The following is a 16,111-nucleotide window of genomic DNA, read 5'->3' on the forward strand; positions in this document are numbered from 1 at the left end:
ATGAAAGAAATGGAAAAAATCGATTATAAGACTCAGGATCGCACGTTGAAACGGTTCCATTATTCCATGGATCAAGCGATCGAAAAACCGTTTAACTGGAAGCAAATGATGCGGTTATTTAACTATTTAAAGCCCTATGGTAAAAAGCTGTTGCCACTTGCCATTTTTGGAATGCTGTTATCCACAGCAGTCCGGTTAATCGCTCCAATTCTAATTGGTAGTGTTGCCTTAGATAACATTATTTACGAGGGGGATTTAAACTTCCTTTGGCTTATGGTTGGTACAATTGCAGGAATGTATATTGTTTCCTGGGTAGGAAATGTCATTCGAATCTTTTACATGAATAAAGTGGGGCAAAATGTCATATTTGATTTGCGGAAGGCTTTATTTGACCATATTCAGCGATTGTCACACCGCTTTTTTGACCAACGTTCCGCAGGTTCGATTCTTGTAAGGATTACGAATGACGTAAACTCACTGCAGGATTTGTTTACAAATGGGGTTATTAATCTATTAATGGACTTAATTATGTTGTTTGGTATTATCTTTATCCTCTTCATGATCAGTCCGGAACTTACTTTAGCCATTATGGTCATTCTGCCGATTATGTTTTTCATTTCCACAAAACTGCGCAGAAACATCCGTAGATCGTGGCAGGATGTTCGTATTAAACAATCCATGATTAACTCCCATTTAAATGAGAGTATTCAGGGGATCCGTGTTACACAATCGTATACACAGGAAAAAGAAAATATAGGATTTTTTAATAAAATGAATACAGAAAACTATGAAGCATGGAGAAATGCTACTCAGAAAAATGCATTGTTCCGTCCATTTGTGGAAATGAGTAGTGCCATTGGGGTTGCCGTTTTGCTGTGGTACGGGGTCTTCCTTATTCAAGGTGGAAGTATTTCCATCGGTAATTTTGTAACATTTGCTTTATTTGTAGGAATGTTCTGGGAGCCAATTTCAAGGCTAGGGCAAGTGTATAATCAGTTATTAGTGGGGATGGCTTCCTCGGAGCGTATATTTGAGTTTTTAGATGAAAAACCATCTGTTCCTGAGAAAAAGAAAGCCAAAAAACTGAATCACATTCATGGGGAAATTGAATTCAGTAATGTGGAATTTGCCTATGACGAAGAACGAAAGGCATTAAACGGAATCAATTTACGTATGGAGGCGGGTCAAACGGTTGCTCTCGTCGGTCATACAGGTAGTGGGAAAACAACGATTGTAAACTTAATCTGCCGTTTCTATGATCCTACTAACGGTACGGTGAAGATAGACGGTAATGACTTACGTGATATTACATTAGATAGTCTTCGAGAAAAAGTGAGTATTGTTTTACAGGATACATTTATTTTTTCCGGTACGATTATGGATAATATCCGGTTCGGACGTCCAAATGCAACAGATGAGGAAGTCATGGAATCTGCGAAAACAGTTGGTGCTGACAAGTTTATCAGTCAATTAAAAAATGGTTATGAAACGGAAGTGGAGGAGCGGGGGAATGTCCTTTCCGTTGGAGAGAGACAGTTAATCTCGTTTGCCCGTGCCCTATTGGCCGATCCACAAATCTTGATTCTGGATGAAGCAACTGCATCTATTGACACAGAAACAGAACAGGTCATTCAGGCAGCCCTTAGGCGGTTATTACATGGCCGGACGGCAATAATGATCGCCCACCGTTTGTCTACTATCCGGGAGGCAGATAACATTATTGTGTTAGAACAAGGTAATATCATTGAAGAAGGTAATCACGATGAGTTAATGAGCCAAAAAGGGGAATACTACTCTCTTGTAAAGGCTCAATTCAAAGTTCTTGATGCAGGGTAAAAAAAGTGGTGCTCACCAATAATCAGGTGAGTACCACTTTTATTTCCGTTATTTTTTTAACTTTAATACTAAATCTTCATCTGGTGTAACATAAACGGTCGTTTGATTATCATAAATGACATATCCTGGTTTTGCCCCGCTTGGCTTTTTAACATGACGGATGAGTGTGTAGTCTACAGGAACTTGACTGGAATGACGTCCTTTACTGAAGTAGGCTGCAAGCTTTGCCGCTTCCATTAAGGTTTCTTCTCCAAATTGTTCACTGCGAATAACGACATGAGATCCTGGAATATCCTTTGTATGGAACCATGTATCATTTTGTCTTGCAAGACGATTGGTTAAATACTCGTTTTGTCTGTTATTTTTACCCACATACATTTCAATCCCCTCAGAAGAAATGTACTTTTCGATAACTGGCTTATCCACTTTTTTCTTTTGTTTCTTCTGATAGCGTTTTTTAATATAACCCTCTTCCGCCAGCTCGTCCCGAATATCTTCAATATCTTTTGGGGAGGCAGTTTCCACTTGCTGAATGAGTTGATCCAAATACTTCATTTCTATGATGGTTTTATCAATTTGTTCTTCCACTACTGCAACGGAGTTTTTTAACTTATGATAACGTTTAAAAAATAGTTGAGCGTTTTCAGAAGGGGATTTGTGCTCATCTAAAGGAATTGTCACTTCTTTTTGTTCTGGGTCATAATAATCAATCACTGTAACATCTTTATCCCCAGTTTTCACTAAATGCATATGGGCTGTTAAAAGTTCCCCAAACCGTTGTTGTTTCTGCGCTTTTTCCGCATCAACCAATGTTTTTTCCAACTTTTTAATTTTCTTTTTGTTTTTATTGTATTCATTCCTTAAGAACTTCTCTAAATCGTTAGCCTGCTGTTTTACCCGGTCCCTTTCGGCTTTCCCGGAAAAATACCTGTCAAGAAGTTCGTGAACAGAATCAAATGTCCGTCGTTCTCCTTTAAGGTGTGTCAATTCAATCACAGAGAAGCCTTCATGGTCCCCCACTATCATTTGAGGTTCATACACATGCTCTTTTATCGGTTGTAATGTTTCGAAAAAAGCAGGGGGGACAGTCTCTTGATTGGAAAATTTCGCCCGATATAAAATCTCTTTGATAACTTGTGGGGACAGGCCGCTGAACGTGTTGAGAAGTTGCTTATCCATCTTTCCTTCGTTAAATCTCAGTTTTCTTAATAAATCTTCCTCCGTTACCTCTAAGGGATTAAGCTTATCGATATGGGGAGGTTCTTTATATGGCTGTCCAGGTAAAACTGTCCTGTAAGAAGAAAGAGAAGGTGGAATATGTTTCATGCTGTCAATAATCGTTAAGCTTTCAGAATCAATAAATATGATATTACTATGACGTCCCATTAATTCAATGATTAATTTTTTGTAAGAGACATCTCCCAGCTCATTTCGCCCTTTAAAGGAAAAAGTAATGATTCGTTCTAATCCCTTTTGTTCCACCTGTTCCAAGATACTTCCTTCCAGGTGTTTTCGCAACAGCATGCAAAACATAGGTGGTTCTTTCGGGTTTTCATATTTCTCATTTGTTAAATGAAACCTTGCAAACGAAGGATTGACGGATAAAAATAATGAATGATTTTTCCCGTTCGCCCTGATGGTCATCACAAGGTCGGTTTTGAATGGTTGGTGTATTTTAGATATACGGCCAGTTACGATCTGATTCTGTAGATCGTTGGTTACTGCCCGTGTAACAATTCCATCAAATGACATGGGGATTCCTCCAAATCGCTTATCAATTAGCTTTTCATCAGATATAATGTACATCCCTTATTATAACAGAGAGAATCAGAGAAAATAAGTTTATTACATCCATATAATATTTTTGACATAAAAGATTCAATGGTAAGTTTCGTCTGAACGTGATTAAATGATATGGGGTTATGTTATTGCCATAAAGAATCTAGATAATTCAAAAGCTCCCCCTTGTTGTCTAGTGTAAAATTGTTTAGAATATACATGTGGATGTGATAGAAATGATAACGAGTATGACAGGATATGGTCGATCTTTAAAGGAAATGGAGAATTGTCAAGTGACAGTGGAGATGAGGGCTGTAAATCATCGATTTTGTGAGATTAACGTTCGCATGCCCCGTCAAATTTTCTTTCTGGAAGACCAAATAAAAAAAGTCATTTCCCGCTATGTGAAGCGGGGGAAAGTAGATGTGTTTATTAACATACATGGAGAAGGGATAGTCAATCGGACATTGAAAGTGGACTGGGAACTCTTTCATCAGTACCAAAAAACGTTTGAAAAAATGGCGGAATCCTATGTAACTACACAATCCTTTCCTGTTGACCAACTATTGTTGCATGAAGAGGTTGTGGAGGTTCAAGAATCTGACGGAGTAACAGAGGATTTGGAAAATACCCTCTTAGCATCTGTCGATGAGGCTGTTCAACAACTTATTCTTATGCGAAAAAAAGAAGGACAGGAATTGTTTGAAGATCTTCAGGATCGTATAGGGAAAATGGTTTCCTGGAACAGGGATTTAAAGGAATATGCCCCGACCGTTCAAAACAATTACCGGGAGCGATTAATGAAACGGGTCCAGGAATTTAATCAAGGTAATTTAAATGTAGATGAATCCCGCATTTTGACCGAAGTGGCGATTTACGCCGATAAAGCAGATATACAGGAAGAAATGACACGGATTGAGAGCCATTTGAAACAGTTTCTGCAAATACTGAAGGAAACAGATGTAGTTGGAAGGAAATTGGATTTTATTGTTCAAGAACTCAACAGGGAAGTGAATACAATCGGTTCAAAAGCAAATGATATTTCCATAAGCCAGCTTGTAGTTCACATGAAATCAGAATTGGAGAAAATTAGAGAACAAGTACAAAATATAGAATAAGACTATTCTTCCAATGTTCTTTATGATAAAATACATCAGCATGAAGTATGAAGAATAATATAAATAGAAAGAATTCTAATAGAAGTTAGGGGAAATGGACATGGATATTCGACTCATTAATATTGGATTTGGAAATATTGTTTCTGCAAATCGGATCATTTCGATTGTAAGTCCAGAGTCAGCACCAATTAAACGGATTATTACAGAAGCAAGGGAAAGAAACATGTTAATTGATGCAACGTATGGAAGAAGAACCCGTGCAGTTATTATTGCAGATAGTGACCATGTTATTCTCTCCGCTGTACAACCGGAAACAGTTGCCCAACGTGTCTTTCATAATAAAGAAGAAGTTTCAGAAGAATAAATTAATAAGTCGATACCATCGGGTGATCCGGTGGTTTTCTTCACTATTAGAGACGGTTTTCCCTTCAAGAAATTAAGCCAAGAAGAGATTTTCTTAGAATACCCTTGAATAATCCTCGAAATAATGATAAAACATGTAGAGACACTAGATGTAAATGTAAGGCTGGAGGTTTAAGTACATATGAAAAGAGATAAAGGATTGCTTATCGTACTTTCTGGTCCTTCCGGGGTAGGAAAGGGAACTGTCTGTGGTGCCTTAAGGCAACACGATACACATATACGATACTCCGTTTCTGCGACAACAAGAAAACCGCGGGAAGGAGAAATAGACGGTGTAAATTATTTCTTCAAAACAAAAGAAGAGTTTGAAGGAATGATAGAAAATAATCAACTTTTAGAATGGGCAAAATATGTTGATAATTATTATGGTACCCCAAGAAAATATGTGGAAGATACCATTGCTGCAGGAAATGATGTTATATTGGAAATCGAAGTCCAAGGGGCCCTGCAAGTCCGGGAAACTTTTCCTGAAGGTGTATTTATCTTCTTAATGCCTCCGAGCTTAAAAGAACTTAGAAGTCGTATTGAAGGCCGTGGGACGGAAACAAAGGATTTAATTGACAGCCGCATGACTGTTGCCGAAGAAGAAATCGAATTAATGGACAAATACGATTATGTAGTGGAAAATGATGAAGTAGAGTTAGCCGTAGAACGTATTAAAGCAATTGTTACAGCAGAAAACTGTAAAAAGGAACGCCTCATAGATAAGTACAAACAACTAGTGAAGGAGTGAAGTCAATGTTAAATCCATCGATCGACTCATTGATGACAAAAATTGATTCCAAGTATACGTTAGTGACAGTATCTGCTCACCGTGCCAGACAGTTACGGGAAAACCCAGGCATGCAACAAAAAACTGAGAAATCAAAATCTGTAAATTTCGTTGGGATGGCGTTAGAAGAAATAGAAGCTGAAAAATTGTCATACACACAAAAAGAGGAGTAAAACAACCTGCCAAAGGGTTGTTTTTTCTTTTGTTTTTCTACTGTTTTTTCTGTATCTTAGTAACTAGGGAGAATGAATGGGACAAGAAACGACTTAGAAGCTGGAGGGGATGTTTGAAGTGGAGAAGAGAAGAAAAGTTTTACTGTGTGTTTCTGGAGGCATCGCAGTTTTTAAAGCGGCAGCCTTAACGAGTAAATTAATACAATCGGGATATCTGGTGAAAGTAGTGATGACAAAATCTGCAACGGAATTTGTCTCGCCGCTAACTTTTCAGGCATTATCCCGGGATCATGTTTATACAAATACATTTGATGAGAAGGACCCGGCAAATGTTCAACATATTGATGTGGCAGACTGGGCTGATGTAGTTCTAATTGCACCTGCAACTGCAAATATTATTGCTAAACTGGCAAATGGTCTGGCAGATGATATGGTTTCCACTACTCTGTTGGCAACGACAGCACCAGTTTTAATTGCACCTGCCATGAACGTGCATATGTATCAGCACCCGGCAGTCCTTAAGAATATGAGTACCTTGTCTTCCTATGGTTATGAGTTTATTGAACCTAATGAGGGCTACTTGGCGTGTGGTTATGAAGGAAAAGGGAGATTGGCAGAACCAGAGGAACTGTTACAAGTAATTGACCACCACTTTACGAGACGGGAAAATCCAGAATGGCATGGGAAAACAATGTTAGTAACCGCTGGACCAACACGGGAAACCATTGATCCAGTTCGCTATTTCACAAACCGATCATCAGGTAAAATGGGGTATGCCATCGCAGAGGAAGCATCAGCAAGGGGGGCGAATGTGACACTCATATCAGGCCCCACCAATTTACCAGTACCCCGTGGCGTAAATTTTATTTCTGTGGAATCCGCAGAACAAATGAGGCAAGCGGTATACTCTGTCTTTCAGGAAAACGAAATGGTCATTAAGTGTGCTGCAGTTGCTGATTATCGACCGAAAAACACATTTGATCAAAAAATAAAAAAGCAAGATGGGGAATGGACTATTGAAATGGAACGGACTAATGACATTCTAAAGGGACTAGGGGAACGGAGAACTATTGGTCAGACATTAGTGGGTTTTGCTGCAGAATCTCAACAAATCGAGGAGTATGCAAAAAAGAAAATAGTCTCGAAAAATGTGGATATGATTGTTGCCAATTCTATTACATCACCAGGGTCCGGTTTTCAGGGGGATACGAACGAAGTCACATTATATAAACGGACTGGGGAAGTAATCCTTGTGCCAATGGACACAAAAGTGGAAGTGGCCAAGAGAATTCTTGATGAAATAATGATCATTCATAAGGAGATAAAGAAATGATCGGGAAGGTTATTGTTGATGTACCTACGAATCAGACGGATCGTCTCTTTGATTACATTATTCCGGAAGTTTATCAGGAAACCGTTGTTCCTGGCATTCGAGTTGTTGTTCCTTTTGGACCGAGAAAGGTTCAAGGATTTGTGGTTGCCTTGTCTGAAACGAGTGAATATGAGTTACACAAGCTAAAACCTATTGAAGAATTGGTGGATGTAACACCACCTTTAACAGGGGAGTTACTTACCTTAGCGGAATGGCTAAAGGAAAAGTCTTTGTCTTTCTACATTGCGGTATTAAAAGTGATGTTACCTGCTGCCATGCGTGCGAAATATAAAAAGGAATTGTGGATCAACGGGGAAGAGCAACTACCCCAGTTGCCACATACTATCGCCTCTATTTTTACCGATACGAAAACACCTGTTGATTGGGATGACCTCCAAAAGAACGGAAATGAAATACAACGGAAAGAAATTGCAAAGGCAGTAAAGGAAAAAATACTATTAGTCAAACCAGTGGTTGGCACCCAGGAAACGAAGAAAAAGAGAGTAATAGTAGAGCCTGTTCTTTCGAAAGAAGAGCTGGAAATTAGGAAACTAGAATTGTCTAAAGGAGCAAAAAAACAACAGGAGCTAATACATTTTTTTATTGAAAACAGAGACCCAATCCCTGTCACGGAAATTATTGAAAAATTGAAGACATCCAGATCCACTATTCAAACATTAGTGCAAAAGGGAATCCTTCAGCAAGGGGAAATAGAGGTCAGACGAGATCCCTATGAGGGGAGAGTATTTACACCAAGTGAATCACTTCCCCTAACTGACGAGCAAGGCGTCGTCCTTCAAACTATTCTAAAATCACTTCAATCAGGAAAACACGAGACATTTTTACTTCGTGGTGTGACAGGGAGTGGTAAAACAGAAGTATATCTTCAGGCAATTGAAAAAGCCCTTTCATTAGGGAAAGAAGCCATCGTATTAGTTCCGGAAATCTCGTTGACCCCGCAGATGGTGACGAGGTTTAAAGAACGTTTTGGTTCCGAAGTAGCCGTCCTTCACAGTGCACTGTCGAAGGGAGAAAAATATGATGAGTGGAGGAGAATTCGGGAAAAGGAAGTGAAGGTTGCAGTAGGAGCGAGGTCGGCCATCTTTGCACCATTTGAAAACCTTGGGATGATTATTATTGATGAGGAGCATGAAACAAGTTATAAACAAGAAGAATCTCCCCGGTATCATGCGAGAGATGTGGCAATAGAGAGGGGAAAATACTATCAGTGCCCTGTTATTCTTGGGAGTGCTACTCCATCTCTTGAGAGTTTCGCACGTGCCAAAAAAGGGGTTTATCATCTTGTGACAATGGAGAAACGGGTAAACGATGTTAAAATGCCAGAAGTCACTATCACAGATATGAGAGAAGAACTTCGTGATGGGAACCGTTCCATGTTCTCTAATGTTCTGTTAGATGCGATGAAACTAAGGCTTGAACGAAACGAACAAATCGTCTTGTTTTTAAATCGTAGGGGGTATTCCACATTCATTATGTGTCGAGACTGTGGATACGTAGCAGAATGTCCCCATTGTGATATTTCCTTGACGTATCATCGGGCAAACCAGTCACTTCAATGTCATTACTGCGGACATATGGAAACGATCCCTACTCGCTGTCCAGGATGTGAAGGGGATTCTATCCGTTTCTTTGGATCAGGGACTCAAAAAGTGGAAGAGGAATTAGTGAAAGTTCTACCGGATGTCCGAGTAATCAGGATGGACGTGGATACCACAAGGAAAAAGGGCTCCCATGAAAAATTACTGGATAAATTTGGTCGGGGGGAAGGGGACGTCTTATTAGGGACACAGATGATTGCAAAGGGATTGGACTTTCCTAACATTACTCTTGTTGGTGTCTTAGCAGCGGACTCTATGTTACATCTCCCTGATTTCAGGTCCGCAGAAAGGACCTTTCAATTATTAACACAGGTCAGTGGACGTGCCGGAAGACATGAAAAGACTGGGGAAGTAATCGTCCAGACATATACACCAGAGCATTATAGTATACAGGATGTGCAGCAACATGACTTTGTTTCTTTTTTCCAAAAAGAAATGATGATACGTAAACAACGGGGATATCCACCATACTATTTTTTAGCTCTCATTCATGTGAGTGATGTGGAATTAACGAATGTGGTGGATGTGACAGAGAAAATTGCCAAGTTTTTAAGAACACGCCTATCCGAAACAACGATGATCTTCGGTCCTGTGGCATCATCTATACCGAGGATCAAAGATAGATATCGTTATCAATGCATGATAAAATACAAAGTTGAACCGAAACTGACGGAAACGCTTGAAGAAATCATTAAAACGTATCAAGGAGAGATGGCGCGGAGTGGTTTATCCATTGTCATTGATACAAATCCTTACATGATGCTTTAACAGGTCATTTCATAGAAAGAGAGGAACAAACATGAGAGTTGTGTTTATGGGTACACCGGATTTTGCAGTACCAGTCCTTGAAGAAATCATAGAAAAGGGCTATGACGTGTGTTTAGTCGTTACTCAACCAGATCGTCCTAAGGGCAGAAAACAGACATTAACTCCGCCTCCTGTGAAAGTTGCAGCAGAAAAACATGGTTTAACGGTTTTTCAGCCGGAAAAAATTAAGAATGAAACAGAATGGCGTAAAGTAGAAGAAGTTAACCCAGACATAATAATTACAGCAGCCTTTGGACAAATTCTTCCAAAGGGATTATTAGAAATTCCACCGTTAGGTTGTGTGAATGTGCATGCCTCCCTTCTACCGAAGTATCGTGGTGGAGCTCCGATTCACCAGGCGATTATTGATGGGGAAAGGGAAACTGGTATATCTATCATGTATATGGTAGAAAAACTCGATGCAGGGGCCATATTAAATCAACGTTCCATACCGATCGAAGAGAAGGATACAACCGGAAGCTTGCATGATAAACTAAGTGGTCTTGGAGCAACACTGTTACTGGAAACGTTACCGGAATTAGAGGCGGGGTCTATCGTCGCAGAGGAGCAGGATGAAACAGAGGCGTCCTATGCCCCTAACATTAAAAGAGAACAAGAAATAATCAATTGGTCAAACTCTGCTGAGGAAATCTATAACCAAGTCAGGGGATTGAACCCGTGGCCAGTTGCATATACATTTCACGAGAAAAACCGGTTAAAAATTTGGTGGACTGAAAAAACAGAAAATTTTACGGATGAAAAGCCTGGTACTGTGATCAAACTAGAAGAAGATAGTTTTTCTGTAGCCTGTGGAGAAAAAACAGTACTCAAAGTGATGGAAATTCAGCCTTCCGGAAAGAAACGGATGGACGTAAAAACATTTCTCCAAGGAGCAGGAAAGCGTTGGAATCCAGGAATGATGTTAGGAGAAAGTGATGAAACAAGGTAATGTTAGGGAAGCGGCGTTGGACGTTCTAATAAAGATAGAAAAAAATCAGGCATATAGTAATCTGCTATTAAATGAAACGATAAAGCAATCAAAGGTGCTGGAGAAAGATGTTCCTTTACTAACGGAATTAGTTTACGGTACATTACAGTACAAACGGACATTGGATTTTTATTTGTCAACGTTTTCCAAGAAAACGTTAAATAAATTAGATTTATGGGTACTCATTCTTTTAAGAATGTCTCTATATCAGATGGTATATCTAGACCGGATCCCTGATCGTGCAGCAATACATGAAGCGGTACAGATTGCAAAGAAACGGGGACATCAAGGCATATCAGGAATGGTGAATGGGATTTTACGTTCGATTCAGAGGGAGGGGCTGCCAAATATAGATTCGATCGAAGACCCTGTAGAAAAAATGGCTGTTGGAACAAGCCACCCCACATGGCTCATTTCCCGTTGGCTTGATCAGTATGGATCAGAGCGAACAGAGTTGATGGCAAAAGCTAATTTACAGCATCCTACTTATAGTGCACGCGTTAATCTCTTAAAAGGTAGTGTGGTTGATGCTATTCTTTCCCTCGAACAAGATGGAATTGAAAGCAAGAAAAGTGATCAAATTCCTGAAAGCATCATTATTACAAAGGGATCAATCATTGGAACAAAAGCGTTTAAAGAGGGATGGTTGACGATTCAGGATGAGGGTTCCATGTTGGTTGCCCATGCTCTTTCTCCTGAGAAGGATCAGATGGTTCTAGATGCCTGTGCCGCTCCAGGTGGAAAATCCACCCATCTCTCTGAAAGGATGCAGAACACAGGGAAAATAATTTCTTTAGACATTCATAAACATAAAGTGGGATTAATTGAACAACAAGCGAATCGATTAGGGTTAACAAATATCCATGCGAACTTGCTAGATGCCCGTAAAGCCACCGAAAATTTTGAAAAAGAAAGTTTTGACCGGATTCTTGTGGATGCCCCCTGTTCTGGACTTGGAGTAATACAGAGGAAACCGGATGTGAAGTGGACGAAAACCGAAGAGGATATTTTTCGTCTTTCAAGTATTCAAAAAGATATATTAGACTCCGTTTGGCCATTGTTGAAAAAAGGTGGACGATTAGTTTATAGTACATGTACTGTAGATTTGGAGGAAAATAATCATGTTATCACATCTTTTGTATCCAGTCACGAAGATGCACTGTTTGATCGAGATTTAAAAGATCGTTTGCCGGAATCATTTCGCGATTGTCTAAACGTTGACAAGGGAATGATACAATTATTTCCGGGGGAAAAGGGTACGGATGGCTTTTTCATATCTGCTGTACAGAAAATAAATTAAAGGTGGTTCAACATGTTTACACAAGAAAAAACAACGGAAGTGAATCATGAGGCAAAACCTTCTCTATATTCACTTACATATGATGAGTTGATCGAATGGCTTAAGAAAAATGGGGAACCTGTCTTTCGCGGGAAACAGATTTTTGACTGGCTTTATGTAAAAAGGGTCACAACTTTTGAAAAGATGTCTAATTTATCGAAGGATTTAAGGGAAAAGTTGGCGAATAACTATGCATTAACCACTCTTAAAACGATAACATCTCAAACGTCAAAAGATGGAACGATTAAATTTTTATTTGAATTAAGGGATGGTTATTCCATTGAAACAGTTGTTATGCGCCACGATTATGGGAATAGCGTCTGTGTGACAACGCAAGTGGGCTGCCGTTTAGGCTGTACTTTCTGTGCTTCCACATTAGGTGGATTAAAGCGGAATCTCGAAGCAGGAGAAATTGTGGCCCAAGTATTAAAGGCGCAACAATTTCTTGATGAAGAAGGTTCTAGGGTAGATTCTATTGTTGTCATGGGTATTGGAGAACCCTTTGATAACTATGATGAACTAATGAAGTTTTTGCGGACAGTAAACCATGATCACGGCCTTAATATTGGTGCGCGACATATCACTGTCTCCACAAGTGGTGTTGTTCCAAAAATTTACCAGTTTGCAGACGAACAACTTCAAATTAATTTTGCCATTTCTTTACATGCCGCTGATACGGAAACACGATCGAAACTTATGCCGATTAACAGGGCTTATCCAGTGGAGAAGTTAATGGAATCGATTCGGTATTATGTGGAAAAAACAGGTCGTAGAATTACATTTGAGTACGGACTTTTTGGGGGTGTAAATGATTCCATAGCAGACGCAGAAAAATTAGCAGATCTCATTAACAGTTTTAAATGTCATGTTAACTTAATTCCAGTAAATGATGTATTGGAGCGGAATTACGTACGAACCCCGAAAGAACAGATTTTTGAGTTTGAAAGAACATTAAAAAATAGAGGTATAAACGTGACGATTCGACGGGAACAAGGGCACGATATTGATGCTGCTTGTGGACAACTTCGCGCAAAGGAGCGGAAAGAAGAAACGAGGGGATAAATTTATGGACGCGGTTTTTCGAACAGACGTGGGGCAGGTGCGCCCTCACAATGAAGATGACGGGGCTTTTGCTATTGGGGAAAATGGATTATTATTGGCACTCGTTGCAGATGGGATGGGTGGCCATCAGGCTGGGGATGTTGCAAGTAAAATGACGAAGGAATATCTTCTTAGCAAGTGGCAGGAAATGAACACGGTATTCTCTCCAAAGGAAGCTGAAAAATGGCTTGAAGATTCCATCCATGAAGTGAATGAGCACATATTTACACATTCGAAAGAAAATGTTCAGTGTGAAGGTATGGGGACTACTTTAGTTGCTGCCATATGCAGTGACCAATTTGTAACAGTTGCTCATGTCGGGGATTCCCGAATATACATGAAAACATCTGCTGGACTTAAACAAATGACAGCAGATCATTCCCTTGTTGGAGAACTAGTACGATCTGGACAAATTACAGAAGATGAAGCCATGCATCATCCAAGAAAAAATGTCATTCTAAGGGCGTTAGGGACAGAAGAATCGATTAAAGTCGATGTGAATACTATTGATTGGGATCCAGGTTCATATTTATTATTATGTTCTGATGGTCTAACAGACAAGTTAAGTGATCATGAAATAGATGAAGAGCTTTCAAAAGACGTTTCCCTAGAAATGATGGCTGACCGTTTAATTGAGATGGCAAATGAACGTGGTGGGGAAGATAATGTAACCATTACTCTGTTACGTCATTCAGATCTTCAGAAGGACGTGAGTGACGAATGAATCAAAAACGAATCAACGACCGTTACCAATTGCTTAAACCAATTGGCGGTGGTGGAATGGCAGATGTTTATTTAGCGAGGGACATCATCTTAGATCGAGATGTTGCAGTGAAGGTGCTTAAGCCTCAGTTTTCAGAAGATGAGGATTTTATAAAACGTTTTCGTAGAGAGGCACAGGCAGCAACCAGTCTTTCTCACCCGAATGTAGTTAATATTTATGATGTTGGGGAAGAAGATAAACTGTACTATATTGTAATGGAGTATGTTAATGGAGACACTTTAAAGGATTATATTCAAAAAAAGGGCAAGCTATTTGTTCATGAAGTGGTAAGTATCATGGAGCAAATAACTTCCGCAATAGAACATGCCCATGATAACCAGATTATTCATAGGGATATTAAACCTCACAATATTTTAATTGATGAATCGGGAAATGCAAAAGTGACAGACTTTGGGATTGCCCGCGCCATAAGTGAAGCTACAATCACCCATACGAATTCCATATTAGGGTCTGTTCATTATTTATCTCCGGAACAGGCACGAGGGGGAAATGTAACGTATAAATCGGATATTTACTCTCTTGGGATTGTAATGTATGAGATGCTAACAGGGAAAGTTCCTTTCAACGGAGATACTGCTGTCTCGGTTGCGATTAAACACTTGCAAGAACCCCTTCCATTTGTCAGAGACATGGATCCATCAATACCACAAAGTATTGAAAATGTAGTATTAAAAGCAACCGCTAAAGATCCATTGGAACGGTTTACTTCCGCAGATGAAATGTTAACAGACTTAGTCACCGTGTTTGATCCTTCACGGAGCCAGGAAAAACGTATGGAGGTAACGTCTCACGATGGTGAGGCAACGAAAGCGATTCCAATAATCGGTGAACAACATGGCTCAAATCTTGATAAAACAATTGTCAATTCAGGTGGCAATCAGGAACCTCAATGGAAAGAACCTCCTGGAAAAGATAAAAAGAAAAAGGGAAAGAAATTTTGGATTATTACAAGTATTGCCATCTTATTTTTTATTCTAGCTGTATTGTATGTGGCTTTTTCATTGATTCCTAGATGGCTTCATGTGGATGATGTAACTATTCCAGATCATATCGTAGGAATGGAATACGAAGAAGCGAACGAAGAATTAACTGAAATGGGTCTTATCGTGGAGCAGGATCTTCGTCATGATGAAGAAGTGGAAGCGGGACATGTCATTAGTCACAGACCACTTGCTGGGCAAACGGTTAAAGTGGGTACAGAAATTAGACTTGTTGTCAGTGAAGGTCCAGAACCTGTGGAAATGGAAAATCTCGTTGGAGAAACGAAGGAATGGGCTGAACGTATATTGGCGGATTTTGAAGGTTATGAATTTGAATATGAAGAAACCACCGAATATGACGACGATATAGTTTTAGCACAATATCCGGAAGCTGGTGAATTGGTTTTACCAAGGGAAACAGTGGTAACAATAACATTAAGTATGCGTCCTACGTTTACGATGCCGAACCTTTATGGAATGACAAGGGAAGAAGTTCTTGAAACGTTATCTAATCATCCGTTTTTAGAGTTGGATTTTGAGGAAGAATACCATCCTACAGTGGAGGAAGGGAAAGTTATCTCACAAGATCCTGCACGAAATACAGAAATTCGGGAACGGACCAATGTTACAATTGTCTTTTCTATAGGACCGGAACCTGAGGAAGAGGAACCTGTTGAGGAACCTATAACCGTCAATGTTCCATTTAGGGTTGAAATGGATGATAGAGACCCTGAGGAAGAAGATGGGGAAAGACCAGCAGTTAGGGTTGTCATTTCAGTCATTGATATGATGCACAGCACACCGAGACAAGTGGTAGATAGGGAAATTAGGGAAACGGAAAGGTTTCAAGTTCCTATGACCGTGGCCCCAGGAGATTCAGGGTATTTATTGGTGTATATAAATGGAGAAGAACATGAAGACTCTCCATATAGGTACCGATACGAGGACTTAAAACAATACGATTAACAAAATCTAATGTCTCATGAAAATGAAATAAACAAAGGAGGAATTTTGTTGGTT

General features: G+C 39.6%; 13 protein-coding genes. 12 read left to right on the top strand and 1 reads right to left on the bottom strand.

Annotated elements, in window-relative coordinates; all coding sequences use genetic code 11:
* Positions 1-1,836: an ABC transporter ATP-binding protein gene (locus KS419_RS11950; RefSeq protein ID WP_380086928.1), complete on the top strand. Its 1,836-nt coding sequence runs from the start codon at positions 1-3 to the stop codon at positions 1,834-1,836.
* Between the two features lie 48 nt (positions 1,837-1,884).
* On the opposite strand, the gene KS419_RS11955 is transcribed toward KS419_RS11950, so the two are convergent.
* The gene (locus tag KS419_RS11955; protein ID WP_217066636.1) at positions 1,885-3,588 is read right to left on the bottom strand and encodes an Rqc2 family fibronectin-binding protein; all 1,704 of its coding nucleotides are present in this window, start codon (positions 3,586-3,588) and stop codon (positions 1,885-1,887) included.
* Between the two features lie 263 nt (positions 3,589-3,851).
* On the opposite strand from KS419_RS11955, the gene KS419_RS11960 reads away from it, so the two are divergent.
* The 11 genes from KS419_RS11960 (at position 3,852) to pknB (ending at position 16,057) form a co-directional block, all read left to right on the top strand.
* On the top strand, positions 3,852-4,733 hold the full coding sequence (locus KS419_RS11960) for a YicC/YloC family endoribonuclease (protein ID WP_217066637.1): 882 nt from the start codon (positions 3,852-3,854) through the stop codon (positions 4,731-4,733).
* 100 nt (positions 4,734-4,833) lie between these two features.
* A complete protein-coding gene (remA, locus tag KS419_RS11965; protein ID WP_217066638.1) occupies positions 4,834-5,097 on the top strand; it encodes an extracellular matrix/biofilm regulator RemA in 264 nt (87 codons plus the stop codon).
* 180 nt (positions 5,098-5,277) lie between these two features.
* On the top strand, positions 5,278-5,889 hold the full coding sequence (gmk, locus tag KS419_RS11970; RefSeq protein ID WP_217066639.1) for a guanylate kinase: 612 nt from the start codon (positions 5,278-5,280) through the stop codon (positions 5,887-5,889).
* Between the two features lie 5 nt (positions 5,890-5,894).
* Positions 5,895-6,101 (top strand): DNA-directed RNA polymerase subunit omega, encoded by a 207-nt coding sequence (gene rpoZ / locus KS419_RS11975; RefSeq protein ID WP_217066640.1) that lies wholly within the window; start codon positions 5,895-5,897, stop codon positions 6,099-6,101.
* 118 nt (positions 6,102-6,219) lie between these two features.
* Positions 6,220-7,434: a bifunctional phosphopantothenoylcysteine decarboxylase/phosphopantothenate--cysteine ligase CoaBC gene (gene coaBC / locus KS419_RS11980; RefSeq protein WP_217066641.1), complete on the top strand. Its 1,215-nt coding sequence runs from the start codon at positions 6,220-6,222 to the stop codon at positions 7,432-7,434.
* Positions 7,431-9,860 carry a primosomal protein N' gene (gene priA / locus KS419_RS11985; protein WP_217066642.1) on the top strand — a complete coding sequence of 810 codons (2,430 nt, stop codon included), beginning with the start codon at positions 7,431-7,433 and terminating at the stop codon, positions 9,858-9,860. The genes coaBC and priA overlap by 4 nt, the downstream gene beginning before the upstream one ends.
* A gap of 31 nt (positions 9,861-9,891) precedes the next feature.
* The gene (fmt, locus tag KS419_RS11990; protein ID WP_217066643.1) at positions 9,892-10,848 is read left to right on the top strand and encodes a methionyl-tRNA formyltransferase; all 957 of its coding nucleotides are present in this window, start codon (positions 9,892-9,894) and stop codon (positions 10,846-10,848) included.
* Complete coding sequence (gene rsmB / locus KS419_RS11995) at positions 10,835-12,187, top strand: 16S rRNA (cytosine(967)-C(5))-methyltransferase RsmB (RefSeq protein ID WP_217066644.1); 1,353 nt, start codon at positions 10,835-10,837, stop codon at positions 12,185-12,187. Before fmt ends, rsmB begins: the two co-directional genes overlap by 14 nt.
* 12 nt (positions 12,188-12,199) lie before the next feature.
* Positions 12,200-13,288, top strand: a complete 1,089-nt coding sequence (rlmN, locus tag KS419_RS12000) for a dual-specificity RNA methyltransferase RlmN (RefSeq protein ID WP_217066645.1) — start codon at positions 12,200-12,202, stop codon at positions 13,286-13,288.
* Between the two features lie 4 nt (positions 13,289-13,292).
* Complete coding sequence (locus KS419_RS12005; protein ID WP_217066646.1) at positions 13,293-14,051, top strand: Stp1/IreP family PP2C-type Ser/Thr phosphatase; 759 nt, start codon at positions 13,293-13,295, stop codon at positions 14,049-14,051.
* A complete protein-coding gene (gene pknB / locus KS419_RS12010; protein ID WP_217066647.1) occupies positions 14,048-16,057 on the top strand; it encodes a Stk1 family PASTA domain-containing Ser/Thr kinase in 2,010 nt (669 codons plus the stop codon). Before KS419_RS12005 ends, pknB begins: the two co-directional genes overlap by 4 nt.
* Positions 16,058-16,111: the final 54 nt, after the last annotated feature.

It is taken from the genome of Evansella tamaricis (assembly GCF_019042215.1).
Taxonomy (GTDB): domain Bacteria; phylum Bacillota; class Bacilli; order Bacillales; family Salisediminibacteriaceae; genus Evansella; species Evansella tamaricis.

Bases quoted from the DNA above. Each gene is read 5' to 3' on its own strand.
- KS419_RS11950 (WP_380086928.1), top strand. From the start codon at position 1: ATGAAAGAAATGGAAAAAATCGATTATAAGACTCAGGATCGCACGTTG.
- KS419_RS11955 (WP_217066636.1), bottom strand. From the start codon at position 3,588: ATGTCATTTGATGGAATTGTTACACGGGCAGTAACCAACGATCTACAG.
- KS419_RS11960 (WP_217066637.1), top strand. From the start codon at position 3,852: ATGATAACGAGTATGACAGGATATGGTCGATCTTTAAAGGAAATGGAG.
- remA (WP_217066638.1), top strand. From the start codon at position 4,834: ATGGATATTCGACTCATTAATATTGGATTTGGAAATATTGTTTCTGCA.
- gmk (WP_217066639.1), top strand. From the start codon at position 5,278: ATGAAAAGAGATAAAGGATTGCTTATCGTACTTTCTGGTCCTTCCGGG.
- rpoZ (WP_217066640.1), top strand. From the start codon at position 5,895: ATGTTAAATCCATCGATCGACTCATTGATGACAAAAATTGATTCCAAG.
- priA (WP_217066642.1), top strand. From the start codon at position 7,431: ATGATCGGGAAGGTTATTGTTGATGTACCTACGAATCAGACGGATCGT.
- fmt (WP_217066643.1), top strand. From the start codon at position 9,892: ATGAGAGTTGTGTTTATGGGTACACCGGATTTTGCAGTACCAGTCCTT.
- rsmB (WP_217066644.1), top strand. From the start codon at position 10,835: ATGAAACAAGGTAATGTTAGGGAAGCGGCGTTGGACGTTCTAATAAAG.
- rlmN (WP_217066645.1), top strand. From the start codon at position 12,200: ATGTTTACACAAGAAAAAACAACGGAAGTGAATCATGAGGCAAAACCT.
- KS419_RS12005 (WP_217066646.1), top strand. From the start codon at position 13,293: ATGGACGCGGTTTTTCGAACAGACGTGGGGCAGGTGCGCCCTCACAAT.
- pknB (WP_217066647.1), top strand. From the start codon at position 14,048: ATGAATCAAAAACGAATCAACGACCGTTACCAATTGCTTAAACCAATT.